Raw genomic sequence first — 16534 nt, 5'->3', positions numbered from 1 at the left:
GTCGGCCTAGAAGAACCCGAGCTTCTGGCCCGAGTAGCTGACCAGGAGATTCTTGGTCTGCTGGTAGTGGTCGAGCATCATCTTGTGGTTCTCGCGGCCGACGCCCGAGCCCTTGTACCCGCCGAACGCGGCGGCCGCCGGGTAGGCGTGGTAGCAGTTCGTCCAGACCCGCCCGGCCTCGATGGTGCGGCCGGCGCGGTACGCCGTCTCGCCCTGCCGGGACCAGACGCCCGCGCCCAGGCCGTAGAGCGTGTCGTTGGCGATCTTCATCGCGTCGTCGAAGTCCGCGAAGTCGGTCACCGACACCACCGGCCCGAAGATCTCCTCCTGGAAGATCCGCATGGTGTTCTTGCCCTCGAACACCGTGGGGGTCACGTAGTACCCGCCCGCGAGGTCGCCCTCGAGCTCGGCGCGGTGGCCGCCCGTGAGGACCGTCGCGCCCTCCGCCTTGCCGATGTCGATGTAGCTGAGGATCTTCTCGAGCTGGTCGTTGCTCGCCTGCGCGCCGATCATCGTGTCGGTGTCGAGCGGGTTGCCCTGCTTCACCGCCCTGGTGCGCTCCAGCGCGTCGCCCAGGAACTGGTCGTAGATGTCGGACTGGATGAGCGCGCGCGACGGGCAGGTGCACACCTCCCCCTGGTTGAGGGCGAACATCGTGAACCCCTCGAGCGCCTTGTCGTAGTAGTCGTCCTTCGCCGACGCGACGTCCGAGAAGAAGATGTTCGGGCTCTTGCCGCCCAGCTCCAGCGTCACCGGGATGATGTTCTGCGACGCGTACTGCATGATCAGGCGGCCCGTCGTGGTCTCGCCCGTGAACGCGATCTTGCGGATCCGCGGCGACGACGCGAGCGGCTTGCCCGCCTCGACGCCGAAGCCGTTGACCACGTTGACGACGCCCGCCGGCAGCAGGTCGCCGATGATGTCCATGAGGAACAGGATCGACGCGGGCGTCTGCTCGGCCGGCTTGAGCACGACGGCGTTGCCCGCCGCGAGCGCCGGTGCCAGCTTCCACGTGGCCATGAGGATCGGGAAGTTCCACGGGATGATCTGCCCGACGACGCCGAGCGGCTCGTGGAAGTGGTACGCGACCGTGTCCTCGTCGATCTCGGAGATCGACCCCTCCTGGGCACGGATGGCGCCGGCGAAGTAGCGGAAGTGGTCGATGGCGAGCGGGATGTCGGCGGCGAGGGTCTCGCGGACGGGCTTGCCGTTCTCCCACGTCTCCGCCACCGCGATCTTCTCGAGGTGGGCCTCCATGCGGTCGGCGATCTTGTTGAGGATGTTCGCCCGCTCGGTGACGGACGTGCGCCCCCAGGCCGGCGCGGCGCCGTGGGCGGCGTCGAGGGCCCGCTCGATGTCGTCGGCGTTGCCGCGCGCCACCTCGGTGAAGGTCTGGCCCGTGACCGGGCTGGGGTTCTCGAAGTACTGGCCGCTCGACGGCGGCACGTACTCCCCGCCGATCCAGTGGTCGTACCGCGCGCGGTACTCGGCGATCGCCCCGGGCTGGCCGGGGGCTGCGTAGACGGTCATGCTGCCTCCTCGCGTGACGGCGCCTCGTCGCGCCGCGTTCCGCCGACGGTAGGGCGTCGAAGGTTGCAGGCCCGTTGCAGTGTGGTCACCGTGCGCTGCGGGTCTGGACACCCGACCGGCGCCGCCCCACGATCACCTGGGTGGGGGCCGGCGCCGTCGCCGGCCGCGGACGGGAGGGCTCGTGGGCAGCACGGCGCGGTTGCTGGTCGGCACCGGCGTGGTCGCGGCAGTGGTGGCGGGGATCCTCCTGCTCACGCCGAGCGGGTTCGCCCACGCCAGGTTCGCCCTGCGGGAGCGGTTGCCCTCGTGCGGCGTGGTGGAGCACGACGTGCAGGGCGGCGGCATCCCCGACGACGCACGGGACTGCCTCGACGCCGCGTGGGACACGGGTGCCGAGCTGTCGGTGATGACGCCGACCACCGAGGGAGACCCCACGGTCGCGTACTACCGCGTGGGCGGGGGCGGGCTGGAGATCTTCCGCGACACCACCGCCGACACGTACGGCGCGGGTCGGTGGTCGCGGGAGGTGTGCGCCGGCGCCGACCTCGACGACGCGCTCGCGAGCTGCTGACGCTAGCTCAGGTCGGCGTCGAGCAGCGTGACGCGGGCGCGGGCGCGCACGGCCTGCGGGCTGCCGGCGGGCGCGACGGCGAGCAGCCGGGACCACGCGGCGTGATCGTCCGCGCCGTCGACGCCGCACACCCAGGCGTCGAGGGCGTCGGGGTCGCCGGAGGCGAGGACGGCCGCGCGGACCTCCGCGGACAGCTCGGCGCGGAGGCGTTCGACGCCCGGCGCGACGGACCGCGGCAGCAGGGGCGCGTACGCGGCGAGGGCGCCGCGCACGTCGCCGAGCGCGAGGGACGCTCGGACGTCGTCGGCGTCGGTGCGCAGCGGCCGGGCGAGGCGGTAGGGGCGCGACCCGGCGAGCAGCGGCCCGGCGACGTGCCGCAGCCGGGACACCTCGGCCCGGACGGTGACGCCGGACAGCTCGCCGGGGTGCAGCAGCACGGCCAGCTCGTCGGCGCCGAGGCCGCGCGGGTGCTCCGCGAGCAGCAGCAGGATCTCGGCGTGCCGCAGCGAGAGGGCCCGGTCGCCGGACCGGCCCCGCAGGGCCGGGCGCCCGAGCACGCGCAGGTCGACGGGCGCCGGAAGGCCCGGGGCGGCGGCCGCGCGGGTCGCGAGCTCGCGCTCCACCGTGGCCACGGTGGCGCGCACCAGCGACAGCACGACGTGCGTCGCCGCGGCCCGCCGCCCCGTGACGTCGAGGACGCCGAGCACCCGGCCGGTGGCGGGGTCGCGGATCGGGGCGGCCGCGCAGCTCAGCTCCTGCACGGGGCGGGAGAAGTGCTCCGCGCCGATCACCTGGACGGCGCGGCGGGTGGCGAGGGCGGTCCCGGGCGCGTTGGTGCCGACGCTCTCCTCGCGCCACACGGCGCCCTCGACGAAGCCCACCCGGTCCACGGTGCCGCGCAGGCGCGGGTTGCCCTCGACCCACAGCAGGCGGCCGACCTCGTCGGAGACGGCCACGACGAGCCCGTCGTCCGCCGCGCCGTCGACCACCAGCTCGCGCACCACGGGCATCACCGCGGCGAGGGGGTGGGCGGCGCGATAGGCGGCCAGGTCGTCGTCGGCGAGGGCGACCTGCGGGTGCGGGGTGTCCGGGTCGACGCCGCTGCGCACCGACCGGCGCCAGGAGTCGGCGACCACGGGGTCGATCCCGGCGGGCAGCTCGCCCGTGCCGATGAAGCGCTCGTACGCCGCGCGCACGCTCCGCGGGTCTCGCCTTACCCCGCTCGCGCGGGCCCCCTGACCCTTGCCTGCCACCGAGGCGGCCGTCCGCTCCACCGCGACCTCCCGACGTCGTCGTCCGGTGCGTGCGTGCCAGTGTAGGGGGCCCCAGCCAGGGATCGTCAGGCCCTGGCACGGGCGGCCCCCGTCGGGGACCCTCGTGTCGACGGGGCCCACGGGTCCGCCGACGGACGACACGGGGGCGAGAGAGCATGGCACGCAGGGAGCACGACCTCACGGTGCCCGACCTGTCGGGGACGCGGGCGCTGGTCACGGGCGCGAGCGACGGCGTCGGGCTCGAGATCGCGACCCGGCTCGCGGGGGCAGGGGCCGAGGTGCTGATGCCGGTCCGCAACCCGGGAAAGGGTGAGACGGCGGTCGCGCGGATCCTCGGGCGCCACCCCGGGGCCAGGCTCCGGCTGCTCGAGCTGGACCTCGCGTCGTTGGCGTCGGTCGCGGCGCTCGCCGAGCGGCTGCGGTCCGAGGGGGACCCGATCCACCGCCTGGTCAACAACGCCGGGGTGATGACGCCGCCCGAACGGCGCACCACCGACGACGGGTTCGAGCTGCAGCTCGGCACCAACCACCTCGGCCACGTCGCGCTCACGGGACGCCTGCTGCCGCTGCTCCGGGCGGGCCGGGCCCGGGTGACGTCGCAGACGAGCGTCGCGGCACGTCGCGGCACGCTGCGCTGGGACGACCTCAACGAGGAGCGGCACTACGACGGCATGCGCGCGTACCGCCGGTCGAAGCTCGCCTGTGCCCTGTTCGGGTTCGAGCTCGGCCGCCGCGCCCGCGCCTCGGGCTGGGGGATCACGAGCAACGTCTCCCACCCCGGTGTCGCGCCGACCAGCCTGCTGGCGGCGCGCCCGGAGGTGAGCCGCGCCGCCGACACCCGCGAGGTGCGGATGGTCCGGTGGCTCTCGGCGCGCGGCCTGGTGGTCGGGACGGTCGAGAGCGCGGCGCTGCCGGCGCTGCTGGCCGCGACGTCGCGGACGGCGCGGGACGGCGGCTTCTACGGCCCCGGGTGGCCGGGCCGGCTCGGCGGGCCTCCGGTGGAGCAGCGGCCGTGGGCGTCGCTGCGCAGCACCGCGGACGCGGCGCGGCTGTGGGCGGTGTCCGAGGAGCTGACGGGAGTCACCTTCGACTGACGTGCCTCGGCCGTCGGGCCCGCCGGTCGACGGGGGTCACTCCCGGCCGAACGCCCTGCGCAGCTCGTCCTTCGCCCGCTCGAGCACGTCCCGCTGCGCGGCGGGGAGGTTCGCCCCGGCCCGGTTGACGTAGAAGGTCAGCATCGACATCGCCGACCGGTACGGCGTGCCCTTGCGCCGCCCGCTCGCCTCGGCCGACCGCTTCAACGACGCGGCGATGCGGACCGGGTCGTCCCAGGTGAAGACGTCGTCCTCGAGGTCCAGCGCGTCGGAGTGCTCGGTGACGTCCTGCGACCACCGCTCGCGCCCCTCGTCCTGCCCGGCCATCCGGCCACGCTAGGAGCGGTCCTGCGTGCTCGCAGCGGGCCGTCCGGCCTCGCGCTCGCGCAGCGCGAGGCGCCGCGCGAGCACGGCGCAGACGACGAGCTGGAGCTGGTGGAAGATGATCACCGGCACGGCGATGACGCCGGCCGCGGCGACGGGGAAGAGCACGCTCGCCATGGGCAGGCCCGTGGCGAGGGACTTCTTGGACCCGCACATGAGCAGCGCGACGCGGTCCTCGAGGGGCAGCTTCAGGGCGGCGCCGCCCCACCAGGTGACGCCGAGCATCACGGCGAGCATGACGGCGCTCACCGCCAGCAGGGCGACGATCGCCCAGCCCGAGATGCCGGCCCAGACGCCCGCGGAGCTGGCCGCCGCGACCGCGGAGAACACGACGACGAGGATGGTGCCGCGGTCCACGCCCAGGGTGAGCCAGCGGCGGGCGCGGATCCAGTCGCCCACCCACGGCTGCAGCAGCTGGCCCACGACGAACGGGAGCAGCAGCTGCAGCAGCACGGTCTGCAGGCCGTCCAGCCCGTGCCCGGCGGTCGCGCCGCCGCCGTCGTCCGCGTCGGTCATGAGCCACAGGACCAGCAGCGGCGTGACGACCATGCCCAGCACGTTGGACACGGTGGCCCCGCAGATGGCGCCGGCGACGTTGCCGCGCGCCACGGACGTGAAGGCCACCGACGACTGCACGGTGGACGGGAGCAGCGACAGGTAGAGCAGGCCGGCGGCCAGCGGCGCACCGACGAGCGGCGCGACCGCCCACGCGACCACGAGCCCCAGCACGGGGAACACGACGTAGGTGGCGGCGAGGATGCCGCCCTGGAGGCGCCAGTTGCGCAGGCCGGCCCACACCTCGCGGGTGGACAGCCGCATGCCGTAGACGAGGAACAGGACGGTGACCGCGACGTCCGCCGCGACGTCCACGACCTGCTGCGCCGTCGGCGGGACCGGGACCACCAGCCCCAGGACCATCACGACGACCAGCGTGACGACGAACAGGTCCAACCAACCACTCAGCACACGACGCACCGCGCGAGTGTAGGAAATGCGCGCCCCGGGAAGCGATCCGGTCCACGCCGGCCGTGGGGCGTCGCGGCCGCACCGGCCACGCCGCCCCACGGGTACCGGGCCGGTCAGGCCGCGCGGACCTCCACGGCGTTGCGCCACGGGTCCTCGAAGCGCACGGCCGCGCCGTCGTCGCGCACCGCCACGCCGGCCCGGTCCAGGCGCTCGCGCAGCGCGCCGACGTCGTCGGCGCCGGGCACCGTGATGGCCACGGTGCCGAGGCCGAGGGTCGAGGCGCGCGGGCCGGCGCCCCGGCTGTTCCACGTGTTCATCGCCATGTGGTGGTGGTACCCGCCCGCGGAGACGAACAGCGCGCCGGGCACGCTCGCCGTCTCGGCGAAGCCGAGGGTCTCGACGTAGAAGCGGCGGGCCGCGGGCACGTCTCCCACCTGCAGGTGGACGTGCCCGACGACGGCGCCCGCCCCGGCCGCGCGGGTGCCCGCGGCACGGGCCTCCGGGTCGCCCGTGGCGAGGGCGTCCCGCGCGGCGTCGGTGAGGTGGTCGCCGAGGAAGGCGTTCGGGTCGAGGTACAGCGTGTCCATGCGCACGTGCGCGCCGTCCCAGGCCCACTCCTCGCGCGGCCGGTCGGCGTACAGCTCGACGCCGTTTCCCTCCGGGTCGGTGAAGTAGAACGCCTGCGACACCAGGTGGTCCGCGCTGCCGATGAACGTGCTCGGCGCGGTCGTCGCGACGGACGCGAGCGCGTGGGCGAGCCCGGGCTCGTCGTCGAAGAGCACGGCCGTGTGGAACAGGCCGGCCTCCCCGCGGCCGGGTGCGGGCAGGTCCCGCGCCCGGTGCAGGACGACGAGCGGCGTGGTGCCGCGGCCCAGCACGGTGGTCTCCTCGCGGCGCGCCCCGGCCGGCAGCTCGAGGCCCTCGGGCACGGCGAGCTCCGTGAGCGTCAGGGCGTCGCGGTAGTAGCGCGTCATGAGGTCGAGGTCGCGCACGTGCAGCGTGACCGCGTCCATGCGCGTGTCGTCGGCGAGGCGGTCGCCCGGGAGCGGGGTCATCAGGCCGCCAGGGCGCGGCGCAGGCCCTCGGCCAGCGGCGTGGTCGGGCGGCCGACGAGGCGGGCGAGGTCGCCCGAGGTCTCGGCGAGCAGGCCGGCGCGCGTGTCGCCGTCGAGCGCGACGACGAACCCGGCGGTGCCCTCGTCGAGGCCGGCGGCGAGCAGCGCGTCGCGGTGCTCCTCCGCGGTCAGCGGGCGGTAGGCGACGGGCCGGCCGAGCACCTCGGCCGCGGTGGCGGCGAGCTCGTCGAAGTCCCACGCCACGTCACCGGACAGCTCGTAGACGGCGCCGTCGTGCCCCCCGTCGCGGTGCGCGTCGAGCGCGACGACGGCGGCGGCCTCGGCGTAGTCGGCGCGGCTGGCGCTGGCCACGCGGCCGTCGCCGACGCTGTGCGCGATCTCGCCGGTCTCCCGGGCCTGCTGCACGTCGCCGAGGTAGTTCTCGGTGTACCAGCCGTTGCGGAGCACCGTCGTGGACAGGCCCGACGCGGCGAGCAGCTCCTCGGTGGCCTTGTGCTCGGGCGCGAGGACGAGCGGCGAGGTGTCGGCGTGCGGGGCGCTCGTGTAGACCACGCGGCCGACGCCGGCGCCCTTCGCGGCGTCGATCACGGCGCCGTGCTGGCGCGCACGCTGCCCGACGGCGGAGCCGGAGACGAGCACGAGGACGTCGACCCCGTCGAGGGCGGGGACGAGGGTCTCGGGCCGGTCGTAGTCGGCCTCCCGGACGACGACGCCGCGGGCGGCGAGGTCCGCGACCTTCTCCGTCGAGCGGGCGAGCGCCACCACGTCCGCGGGCGCGGCGCCCCGGGCGAGGAGGGACTCGACGACGAGGCGGCCCAGGTGGCCGCTGGTTCCGGTGACGGCGATGGTCATGGTGATGCTCCCCTTCAAGGACGGGTCGGGTGCGCGGCCCGCTCGGGGCCACCCCCACAGCATGCGCTAACTTTTCGAAAGTGCCAACCATGCGCAAGTGCGGCCTTCCTCACAGTGCCTGCCGCGGGATCGCGCCGTATCCTAGATCGGTGACCCCCGACTCCCCCACCGCCGTCGCCCTGGACGAGGCCACCGCCGGCCCGACCGACGCGATGATCGCCGACGTCTTCTCGCGCGGCTGCACCTCGCGCCAGGCGCTCGAGGCCGTCACCGGCCGCTGGGGCGTCCTCACGGTCGCGGGGCTGCGCGACGGCGCGGTCCGGTTCAACGCCCTGCGCCGCCGGATCGACGGCGTCAGCGAGAAGATGCTCGCCCAGACCCTGCAGGCGCTGGAGCGCGACGGCATGGTCGCGCGCGAGGTGCGCACCACCATCCCCCCGCACGTGGAGTACTCGCTGACCGACCTCGGCCGCCAGGTCGCCGACCGCCTCATCGGGCTCATCGACGTGCTCGAGGGCGCCGTCGACGAGGTCAGCGCCGCGCAGCAGCGCTACGACGCGCGCCGCGACGACGCGTGACGGGCCCCGCGACCGGCCCCGCCCCCGCGGCGGGCCGCAGCGTCGCCGTCCTGCTCGCGGCGGGGGCGGGCACCCGGCTCGGCCGGGGACCCAAGGCCCTGCTCCCCCACCGCGGCCGCCCCCTCGTCGAGCACGTCGCCCGCGTCCTGGCCGCCGGCGGCTGCGACGACGTCGTGGTCGTGCTCGGCGCCGACGCCGCGCGGGTCGCGACCGCCGCGGACCGTCTCACCGGCACCGCCGGCGCGCGCGTCGTCGTCAACGAGCGCTGGGCCACGGGCATGGGCTCGTCGCTGCAGGCCGGGGTCGCGGCAGCGCTGCAGCCCGACGACGGGTCGCCCGTCGCCCGCGTCGTCGTCGCCCACGTCGACCAGCCGGGCGTCACGCCCGGCGACGTCGCCCGCCTCCTGGCCGCGCACCGGCCGGGCCGCGTCACCGCCTCCCGCTGGGCCGACGCGCCCGCGTCCGACCAGGCCGGGCCCGAGCAGGGACGCCCCCGCTGGTCGCACCCGCTCGTGCTGGACGCCGCGCTCGCCGGACCGGCGGCGGCGAGCGCCGAGGGCGACGCCGGCGCGCGTGCGTTCCTGCGCGCGCACGCCGCGCTGATCGACGTCGTCACCCATCCCGGCGACGGCCGTGACCTCGACACCGAGGCCGACCTCGACCTCCTCGCCTGATCGCCTGATCGCGAGATCGAGGCACCCGTCGCGAGATCGACCCTCGGTGGGTCGACGTCGCGACGGGTGCCTCGATCTCGCCGTCAGGCCGTCGCGGCCGCCCTCATGCCCAGGTAGACCTTGTCGCGGGCGAGCGGGAGCTCGGTGAACCGGACGCCGGTGGCGGCGCGCAGCGCGTTGGCGAGCGCCGGGGCGACGGGGTTGAACGGGCTCTCGCTCATCGACTTCGCGCCCATCGGGCCCGTGGAGTCGGTGGTGCGCGCGAAGTAGACCTCGCTGCGCGGCACGTCCGCGAACGTGGGCAGGTGGTACTGGCGGAAGATGTCGGTCGTGACGCGGCCGGCGCCGTCGATCACGACGTCCTCGTACAGCGCGGCGCCGAGGGCCTGCGCGATGCCGCCCTCGACCTGGCCACGGCACTGGCGCGGGTTCACGACCTCGCCGGCGTCGGCGGCCTGCACGCTCTGCAGGATGCGGATCTCGCCGGTGCCGCGGTGCACGGCCACCCGGAAGCCGTGCACGTTGAACGCCACCGACCGGGGCGTGCCGCCCCAGCGCCCCTCGGCCTCGAGCCGCACGCCCGCGGTGTGCGCGTGCCGCGCCACCTCGGCCAGCGGGACCACCGCGCCGGTCTCGTACTCCACCCCGCCGGGCACCAGGCGGCACTGCGCCGACGGGGTGCCGGTGAGCGACGAGGCGACCACGCGCACCCGCTCCGCCAGCTCCGTCGCGGCCGCGAGGGACGCCTTGCCCGCCACGACGGTGCCGGTGGACCCGAAGGCGCCCGTGTCGTGCTCCACCAGGTCGGTGTCGGACTGCCTGACGACGACGTCGGCCGCCCGCTGCCCGAGCGCCGACGCGACGAGCTGCGCGTGCACGGTGGTGGTGCCGTTGCCGAACTCGGCGGTGCCGACCTCGGCCTCCACCACCCCGTCGGGGCGCAGCCTGGCGCGGGCGTGCGACACGTGCCCGCGCGGCGGCACCGTGTCGATCATGGAGACGGCCGTGCCCTCGCCGACGCCCCACTCGGCGCCGAGCCACGGCAGCGACGGGGCCGCGGGGTCCGCGCCGTACGCGGCGACGTCGCGCGCCCGGCCGCGGGCGAGGGCGTCGTCGGCCAGCTCGATGCACTGGTCGAGGCCGTAGCTGCCGTACAGCACGTCCTCCTCGGGCTCCGGGCTCGTGGAGAGCATCGCGTCGCCCTCGCGCACCACGTTGCGGCGACGCAGCTCGAGCGGGTCCATGCCGAGCTGCCGGGCCAGCTCGTCCATCGCGGACTCCACGGCGAAGATCGTCTGGCTCAGCCCGTACCCGCGGAACGCGCCGGACGGCAGCGTGTGCGTGTAGACGCAGTGCGCGTCGACCTTCTTGTTCGCGCAGGTGTAGACGGCGATCGACTCGCCGCAGCCGTGGAACATCACGCCCGGGCCGTGGTTGCCGTACGCGCCGGTGTTGCTCAGCACGTCCAGGTGCATCGCGGTGAGGGTGCCGTCGCGCCGCGCGCCCGCGCGGACGCGGATCCGGAACGGGTGCCGCGTCGTCGTGCCGACGAACGTGTCCGTGCGCGTGAGCTCGAGCTGCACCGGGCGGCCGAGCCTGAGGGCGGCGAGGCCCGCGACGTCCTCGACCAGCACCTCCTGCTTGCCTCCGAAGCCGCCACCCACCCGCTCGCACACCACGCGCACGCGGTCCATGGGCAGGTCCAGCACGCGCGCCAGGTGGCGGCGGGCGAGGAAGGGCACCTGGGTGGACGAGCGCACGACGAGCCGGCCGGCGTCGTCGAACGACGCGATCGCCGCGTGCGTCTCCAGGGCCGCGTTCTGCACCCGCTGCGTGCGGTAGGTGGCCTCGTGCACGACGGCGGCCTCCGCGAGCCCGGCCTCGACGTCGCCCAGCTCGCTGTGCAGCTCGGCGACGAGGTTCGTCCCCGGGTTCGCCACGCGCGCCTGCACCGCGTCCAGCTCGGGGTGCACCAGCGGCGCACCGGGCGCCATCGCCTGCTCGGGGTCGACCACGGCGGGCAGCACCTCGTACTCGACGCGCAGCCGGCGCACGCCCTCCTCCGCGGCCGCGACGGAGTCGGCGACGACGGCCGCCACGCGCTGCCCGACGAAGCGGACCACGTCGTCGAGGATGCGCGTGTCGTCCGGGTCGTCCGTCCACAGCTCGTGCTGGGCCGTGCTGAACCGGGCGGCGGGCGCGTCCTCGTGCGTGAGCACGGCCCGCACCCCGGGCACGGCGAGCGCGTCGGCGGCGTCGATCGCGACGATCCGCGCGTGGGCGTGGGGCGAGCGCGCCAGCGTGAGGTGCAGCAGCCCGGGGTAGGCGTCCGGGTCGACGTCGAGGGTGTAGCGCACCTGGCCGGTGACCACGCCCCTGCTCGCGGGCGCCGGCTCGCTCGTGCCGAAGGCGATGCCGGCGTCTCCCCCTGCCTCGCCGCGCGCCCGCGCGGCGGTCCAGCCGTCGTGCGGGGCGTCGCAGGCCGCAGAGCCGGCGGGGTGCTCGCGGCCGCAGCCGGCGTCGCCCAGCACGGCGTCCGCGACCGCCCGGTAGCCCGTGCAGCGGCAGAGGTTGCCCTTGAGGCTGCGGGGCAGGTCCGCGCGCTGCTCGTCGTCGAGCGTGGCCGCCGTCATGATCATGCCGGCGGTGCAGAAGCCGCACTGGAAGCCCTGCGCGTCGTGGAACCGCTGCTGCACGGGGTGCAGCCCGTCCGCGGTGGGTTCGTCCGCGGTGGCCGCGAGCCCGGCGATCGTCGTCACCTCGCGGCCCGCCGCGCGCCGCGCCGGGTACACGCAGCTGTGCACCGGCACGCCGTCCACGTGCACCGTGCAGGCGCCGCAGTCGCCGCCGTCGCAGCCCTTCTTCACGCCCGGCGACCCCTGCTCGCGCAGGAACGTGCGCAGGCACTGGCCCGCGCGCGGGACGGCGTCGACCGGGCGGCCGTCCACGCGCAGCGCGGGCAGCTCCGTCGGACCCGAGGGCCCGCACGCGGGCGTGGTGCCGGGGCGGGTGGTCGCGTCGGTCATCGCCGGCCTCCGTCGGTGCTGTCGTCCGGCGCGCCGGTCGGCGCACCGGTCAGCTCGCGGCGGATCTCCTCCGCGAGCCGGTAGGTCATGTCGCGGCGCCACGCGGGCAGGCCGTGGATGTCGTCGTGGTACAGGTCGGGCGGGATCGCGGCGTCGATCGCCGCCGCCAGGCCCGCGGCGTCCGGGTGCGCGCCGGCGCCGAAGCGCAGCTGCACCGGGCGGCGGGTCGACGCGGTCACGGTGATCACCAGCTCGCCGCCGTCGTCCGGGGCGTCGAGGCGGCCGACCAGCAGGACGCCGGAGCGGCCCAGGTTCGACAGCGACAGCCGGCGGAACGCCGTGCGGGCGCGCAGCGCGGCCGCGGGGACGCGGATCGCCCGGAGCAGCTCGCCGGGGGCGAGGGTGTTGCGCATCTCGCCGGTGACCAGCTCGGCCACGGGCTGGGTCCGCCGGCCGCCGCCCGGCCCCCAGACCTCGGCGACGCCGTCGAGCGCCGCGGTCAGCGACGTCATCGGGCCCGCGGGCAGCGACGTCGCGACGTTGCCGCCGACGGTCGACGTGTTCCAGATCTTGAACGACGCGACGAACGCGTCGCAGCACGGGCGCACGAGGTCCAGCGCGCGCCAGGCACCGCGCACCCCCGCCGACGCCGGGGCGTCGGGGAAGGCGTACAGCTCGGCGACCGTGCAGGTCGCCGCGATCTCGAGGCCTCCGTCGGTCACGGTCAGCGCCGGCCACCCGGCGGTCGTGACGTCGAGCAGGCGACGCAGCGTCCGGCTGCCGTACGAGAACAGGACGGTGCCGCCGGCCAGCCACGCGTCGCCCTCGCGCCAGTCGGCGGGGTCGGCCGTGGGGACCAGGTCGGTGACGGTGTTCATGTCCACCGGGAACGCTCCTTGCTTCGGGTCGTGCTGAGGTTCGTACAGGGGTCGCGCTGGGGGCGTGCGGTCACCGGGGGGCTGCGTGCAGCGGCCCGTCGGTGCGGCTCAGGGGGACGGCGGCGGTGCGGCCGTGGCGGACGGCGACGAGCTCGGCCACGACGGACACGGCGACCTCCTCCGGCGTCACCGCGCCGAGGTCGAGCCCGATCGGCGAGCGCAGCCGGGCGAGCTCGTCGGCGGCCACGCCCTCGTCGTGCAGCGCCTGCAACCGCTGGGCGTGGGAGCGGCGGGAGCCCATCGCCCCCACGTACGCCAGGGGCAGCCCGAGCGCGAGGCGCAGCGTCGGGACGTCGAACTTCACGTCGTGGGTGAGGACGGCGACGGCGGTGCGCCCGTCGAGGCGGCCCGCGGCGGCCTCGGCCGCCAGGTAGCGGTCGGGCCAGTCGACGACCACCTCGTCGGCCTGCGGGAAGCGGCGCGGGGCGGCGAACACCTCGCGCGCGTCGACGAGGGTCACGCGGTAGCCCAGCAGCCGCACGGCCCGGATCAGCGCGCCGGCGAAGTCGTTGGCGCCGACCACCACGAACCGGGGCGGCGGCAGCCGGGTCTCCACCAGCAGCGCGACGGGCTCCTCGGCGCACGCGCCGTCGGCCACGCCCGGCGCGGCGTGCACGGTCGCGGCGCCGCCCGCGCGCCGCACGGCCGCGACCTGCGCGGACACCGCCGGCAGGGCGGCGTCGTCCACCAGCCCCCGCAGCGCGGCGTCGTCGAGCCGGGCCGGGCCGTCGGGGAGGAGCACGGCGGTGGGCCGCGCGACGTCGAGGCGGCGCACGAGCGTGGCGGGGGCGCCGCCGTCGGCGGCGAGGCGCGCGAGCGCGACCGCGGCGGGGTCGTCCGGGTCGCCGGGGCGCACGGGCTGCACGTGCACCTCGAGGCTGCCGCCGCAGGTGAGCCCGACGGCGAACGCGTCGTCGTCGGAGTAGCCGAAGGTCTCGCGGTGGCACGCGCCGACGGCGATCGCGTCGAGCGCGGCCGCGTGCACGGCACCCTCCACGCAGCCGCCGGACAGGCTGCCGATCACGGCGCCGTCGGCGCGCACGGCCATCGCCGTGCCGACGGGGCGCGGCACCGAGCCCGAGGCGCCGACCACGGTCGCGACGGCGAACGGCTCGGCACCGGGCCGGAGCCACTCGGTCAGCTGGTCAGCAAGGGTGAGCATCGAAGATCCCTCCCCGAGGGTCGGGCCTGCCGGGTCGCGGCAGGCCCGACCGACGACGTCAGGCGCCGAGCGCCGCCGAGAGCGGGCCGCGCACGAAGTAGACGAGGAAGCCCGCGGCGACCACCCACAGCAGCGGGTGCACCTCGCGCGCCCGGCCGCAGGCGAACCGCAGCAGCACCCACGTGATGAAGCCGATCCCGATGCCGTTGGCGATGGAGTACGTCAGCGGCATGGTCACGACCGTGAGGAACACCGGCAGGGCGACCGAGAAGTCGCCCAGGTCGATCTCCTTGATCTCTCGCATCATCATCGCGCCGACCACGACGAGGGCGCCGCTGGCGACCTCGATCGGCACGACGGCGGTGAGCGGCGTGAGGAACATGGCGGCCAGGAACAGGCCGCCCGTCACGACCGAGGCCAGGCCGGTGCGCGCCCCCTCGCCGACCCCCGCCGCCGAGTCCACGAACACCGTGTTCGACGACGACGACGTCGCGCCGCCCACGACGGCGCCCACGCCCTCGACGACCAGCGCCGACTTGATCCGGGGGAAGTTCCCGTCGGCGTCGGCGAGCCCGCCCTGCTTGGCGAGCCCCGTCATCGTGCCCATCGCGTCGAAGAAGTTCGTGAAGAACAGCGTGAACACGAGCATCGTGGCCGCGAGCGCCCCGATCCGGTCGAAGGCGCCGAAGCTGAACTGCCCCAGCAGGGACAGGTCGGGCACGGACACCAGCGAGTCGGGCAGCGCCGGCACGGACAGGTGCCAGCCGCCGGGGTTGTCCGCGCTCGCCGGGCCGAGCTTGACCACGGCCTCGACGACGATCGCGACGATCGTCGTGGCGACCAGCCCGATGAGCAGGCCGCCCTTGACCTTGCGCGCCACGAGGATGCCCATGAGCAGCAGCCCGAGGACGAAGATCATCGTCGGGACGGTGGTGATCGACCCGCCGTCGCCGAGCTGCACCGGCGGGCCACCCTCCGTGGGGGTGACGAAGCCGGCGTCGACGAAGCCGATGAAGGCGATGAACAGGCCGATCCCGACCGTGATGGCGGCCTTGAGCTGGCGCGAGACGGCGTTGAAGATCGCCGACCGCGCGCCGGTCACCGCCAGGAGCACGATGAGCAGGCCGTTGATGAGCACGAGGCCCATCGCCTCGGGCCAGGTCACGTCGCCGACGACGGCCACGGCGAGGAACGAGTTGATCCCCAGGCCGGCCGCGAGCGCGAACGGCAGGTTCGCGACGAGGCCGAACAGGATGGTCAGCACGCCCGCGGCGAGGCCGGTGACGGCGCCGACCTGGGCCGTCGCGAGCCAGCCGCCCGCGACGTCGGTGGGCGCGTTCTCGGCGCTCGTGCCGCCGAGGATCAGGGGGTTGAGGATGACGATGTACGCCATCGCGAAGAAGGTCACCAGGCCGCCACGGATCTCGCGTCCCGTGGTGGAGCCTCGTTCGGTGATCCTGAACAGCCGCTCCAGCACGCCGCGGCGGGCGCCGGTGGAGGGCGTCTTGTCGTTCTCGGCGGTGTCCCGCCGGGTACCCAGGATGGTCACGTCCTTGTGTCCTTTCCGGCCCGCGCGCGTCAGTAGTCGATGCGGGTCTCGAGGACGCGCCACGCGTCGAACGGCGCGACGGCGCTGTCGGTGCGCTCGTGGCGCACGGTCATGACTCCGCCCGCGGCCCGGGTCTCGGGCGTGGCGGCGAGGAAGTCGTAGAACACGGCGTCGTCGAAGCCTGCGGCGGCCGCGTCGTGGCGGTCGGCGGCGAAGTAGACGGCGTCCACGCGCGCCCACAGGGCGGAGGCGAGGCACATCGGGCACGGCTCGCAGCTCGAGTAGAGGACGGCCCCCGACAGGTCGAAGGTGCCCAGCTGGGCGCAGGCCCGCCGGATGGCGGTGACCTCCGCGTGCGCGGTGGGGTCGTTGTCCTGGGTCACGCGGTTGTTGCCCTCGACGACGCGGCCGTCACGGGTGACGATCACGGCTCCGAAGGGGCCTCCCGCGTTCGCGACGCTGTCGACGGCCAGGGTGACGGCCTTCTCGAGGTGTGCTGCGTCCACGGGAACGGCCGTGCGGACTGGCTGGGTGCTGATCACGGCATTGCGGTCCATGGTGAGTCTCCACGGTTCGGGCAGCGACCCCCGGGCGCACCACGGGTCCGTCGGCACCTCACCGGGTCCGGTACGGGACCGGGTGCTCGGCGGGCCGCTGCAGGCGAGTTGTCCTTCATGCCGCCTGGTAGATAGCTGCCGGTGTCGGATCGATCTCGTCGATCACCGCACGGGAGTCGACGTCGACGTCCGTGCGGCCCGGGCCCGCCTTTGGCATTCGCGACGCTACACCTGCGGCGAGGGCGACTTCAAGGATTTCGGAATCACATTTCCGTATCGCGGGCGTTTCGCGCGGATGACGACC

At 75.3% G+C, this 16534-nt stretch carries 15 protein-coding genes; 4 read left to right on the top strand and 11 right to left on the bottom strand.

Translation table 11 applies throughout. The features are described 5' to 3' along the window. Positions 1-6 precede the first annotated feature (6 nt). The gene (locus ACFU5J_RS07565) at positions 7-1530 is read right to left on the bottom strand and encodes an aldehyde dehydrogenase family protein (protein WP_430578312.1); all 1524 of its coding nucleotides are present in this window, start codon (positions 1528-1530) and stop codon (positions 7-9) included. Between the two features lie 181 nt (positions 1531-1711). Here ACFU5J_RS07565 and ACFU5J_RS07560 point away from each other — a divergent pair, with 181 nt between their 5' ends. After that, positions 1712-2101, top strand: coding sequence for a hypothetical protein (locus tag ACFU5J_RS07560; RefSeq protein ID WP_430578311.1), 390 nt, complete (start codon positions 1712-1714; stop codon positions 2099-2101). Between the two features lie 2 nt (positions 2102-2103). Here the strand turns inward: ACFU5J_RS07560 and ACFU5J_RS07555 are convergent, their stop codons facing one another. After that, positions 2104-3297 carry a GAF domain-containing protein gene (locus tag ACFU5J_RS07555; RefSeq protein WP_430578310.1) on the bottom strand — a complete coding sequence of 398 codons (1194 nt, stop codon included), beginning with the start codon at positions 3295-3297 and terminating at the stop codon, positions 2104-2106. Between the two features lie 233 nt (positions 3298-3530). Between ACFU5J_RS07555 and ACFU5J_RS07550 the strand changes: the two genes are divergently transcribed. Further along, positions 3531-4469: an SDR family oxidoreductase gene (locus ACFU5J_RS07550; RefSeq protein ID WP_430578309.1), complete on the top strand. Its 939-nt coding sequence runs from the start codon at positions 3531-3533 to the stop codon at positions 4467-4469. A 36-nt stretch (positions 4470-4505) separates the two neighbouring features. Here the strand turns inward: ACFU5J_RS07550 and ACFU5J_RS07545 are convergent, their stop codons facing one another. The 4 genes from ACFU5J_RS07545 to ACFU5J_RS07530 form a co-directional block, all read right to left on the bottom strand. Continuing rightward, entirely contained in the window at positions 4506-4796 is a 291-nt protein-coding gene (locus ACFU5J_RS07545) for a DUF3175 domain-containing protein (protein WP_430574817.1), read from the bottom strand. Between the two features lie 9 nt (positions 4797-4805). Then, positions 4806-5828 (bottom strand): bile acid:sodium symporter family protein, encoded by a 1023-nt coding sequence (locus ACFU5J_RS07540; protein WP_430578308.1) that lies wholly within the window; start codon positions 5826-5828, stop codon positions 4806-4808. Between the two features lie 104 nt (positions 5829-5932). After that, positions 5933-6874, bottom strand: a complete 942-nt coding sequence (locus tag ACFU5J_RS07535; RefSeq protein ID WP_430578307.1) for a VOC family protein — start codon at positions 6872-6874, stop codon at positions 5933-5935. Next, entirely contained in the window at positions 6874-7746 is an 873-nt protein-coding gene (locus ACFU5J_RS07530; protein ID WP_430578306.1) for an SDR family oxidoreductase, read from the bottom strand. The genes ACFU5J_RS07535 and ACFU5J_RS07530 overlap by 1 nt, the downstream gene beginning before the upstream one ends. 149 nt (positions 7747-7895) lie before the next feature. On the opposite strand from ACFU5J_RS07530, the gene ACFU5J_RS07525 reads away from it, so the two are divergent. Then, positions 7896-8324 (top strand): winged helix-turn-helix transcriptional regulator, encoded by a 429-nt coding sequence (locus ACFU5J_RS07525; RefSeq protein WP_430578305.1) that lies wholly within the window; start codon positions 7896-7898, stop codon positions 8322-8324. Beyond that, the gene (locus tag ACFU5J_RS07520; RefSeq protein WP_430578304.1) at positions 8321-8998 is read left to right on the top strand and encodes an NTP transferase domain-containing protein; all 678 of its coding nucleotides are present in this window, start codon (positions 8321-8323) and stop codon (positions 8996-8998) included. The genes ACFU5J_RS07525 and ACFU5J_RS07520 overlap by 4 nt, the downstream gene beginning before the upstream one ends. An 83-nt stretch (positions 8999-9081) precedes the next feature. Here the strand turns inward: ACFU5J_RS07520 and ACFU5J_RS07515 are convergent, their stop codons facing one another. From ACFU5J_RS07515 to ACFU5J_RS07495, 5 genes are all read right to left on the bottom strand, one after another. Then, on the bottom strand, positions 9082-12024 hold the full coding sequence (locus ACFU5J_RS07515; protein WP_430578303.1) for a molybdopterin-dependent oxidoreductase: 2943 nt from the start codon (positions 12022-12024) through the stop codon (positions 9082-9084). After that, positions 12021-12908 (bottom strand): FAD binding domain-containing protein, encoded by an 888-nt coding sequence (locus ACFU5J_RS07510; protein ID WP_430578302.1) that lies wholly within the window; start codon positions 12906-12908, stop codon positions 12021-12023. Before ACFU5J_RS07510 ends, ACFU5J_RS07515 begins: the two co-directional genes overlap by 4 nt. Positions 12909-12972: 64 nt before the next feature. After that, entirely contained in the window at positions 12973-14124 is a 1152-nt protein-coding gene (locus tag ACFU5J_RS07505; RefSeq protein WP_430578301.1) for an XdhC family protein, read from the bottom strand. Between the two features lie 58 nt (positions 14125-14182). Next, complete coding sequence (locus ACFU5J_RS07500; protein ID WP_430578300.1) at positions 14183-15673, bottom strand: NCS2 family permease; 1491 nt, start codon at positions 15671-15673, stop codon at positions 14183-14185. Positions 15674-15702: 29 nt separating this feature from the next. Then, the gene (locus ACFU5J_RS07495) at positions 15703-16230 is read right to left on the bottom strand and encodes a nucleoside deaminase (RefSeq protein WP_430578299.1); all 528 of its coding nucleotides are present in this window, start codon (positions 16228-16230) and stop codon (positions 15703-15705) included. Positions 16231-16534 lie beyond the last annotated feature (304 nt).

It is taken from the genome of Isoptericola sp. NPDC057559 (assembly GCF_042801555.1).
Lineage (GTDB): Bacteria > Actinomycetota > Actinomycetes > Actinomycetales > Cellulomonadaceae > Isoptericola.
Note: the sequence above shows the minus strand (reverse complement) of the source record. Positions and strands in the feature narration are given on the sequence as shown.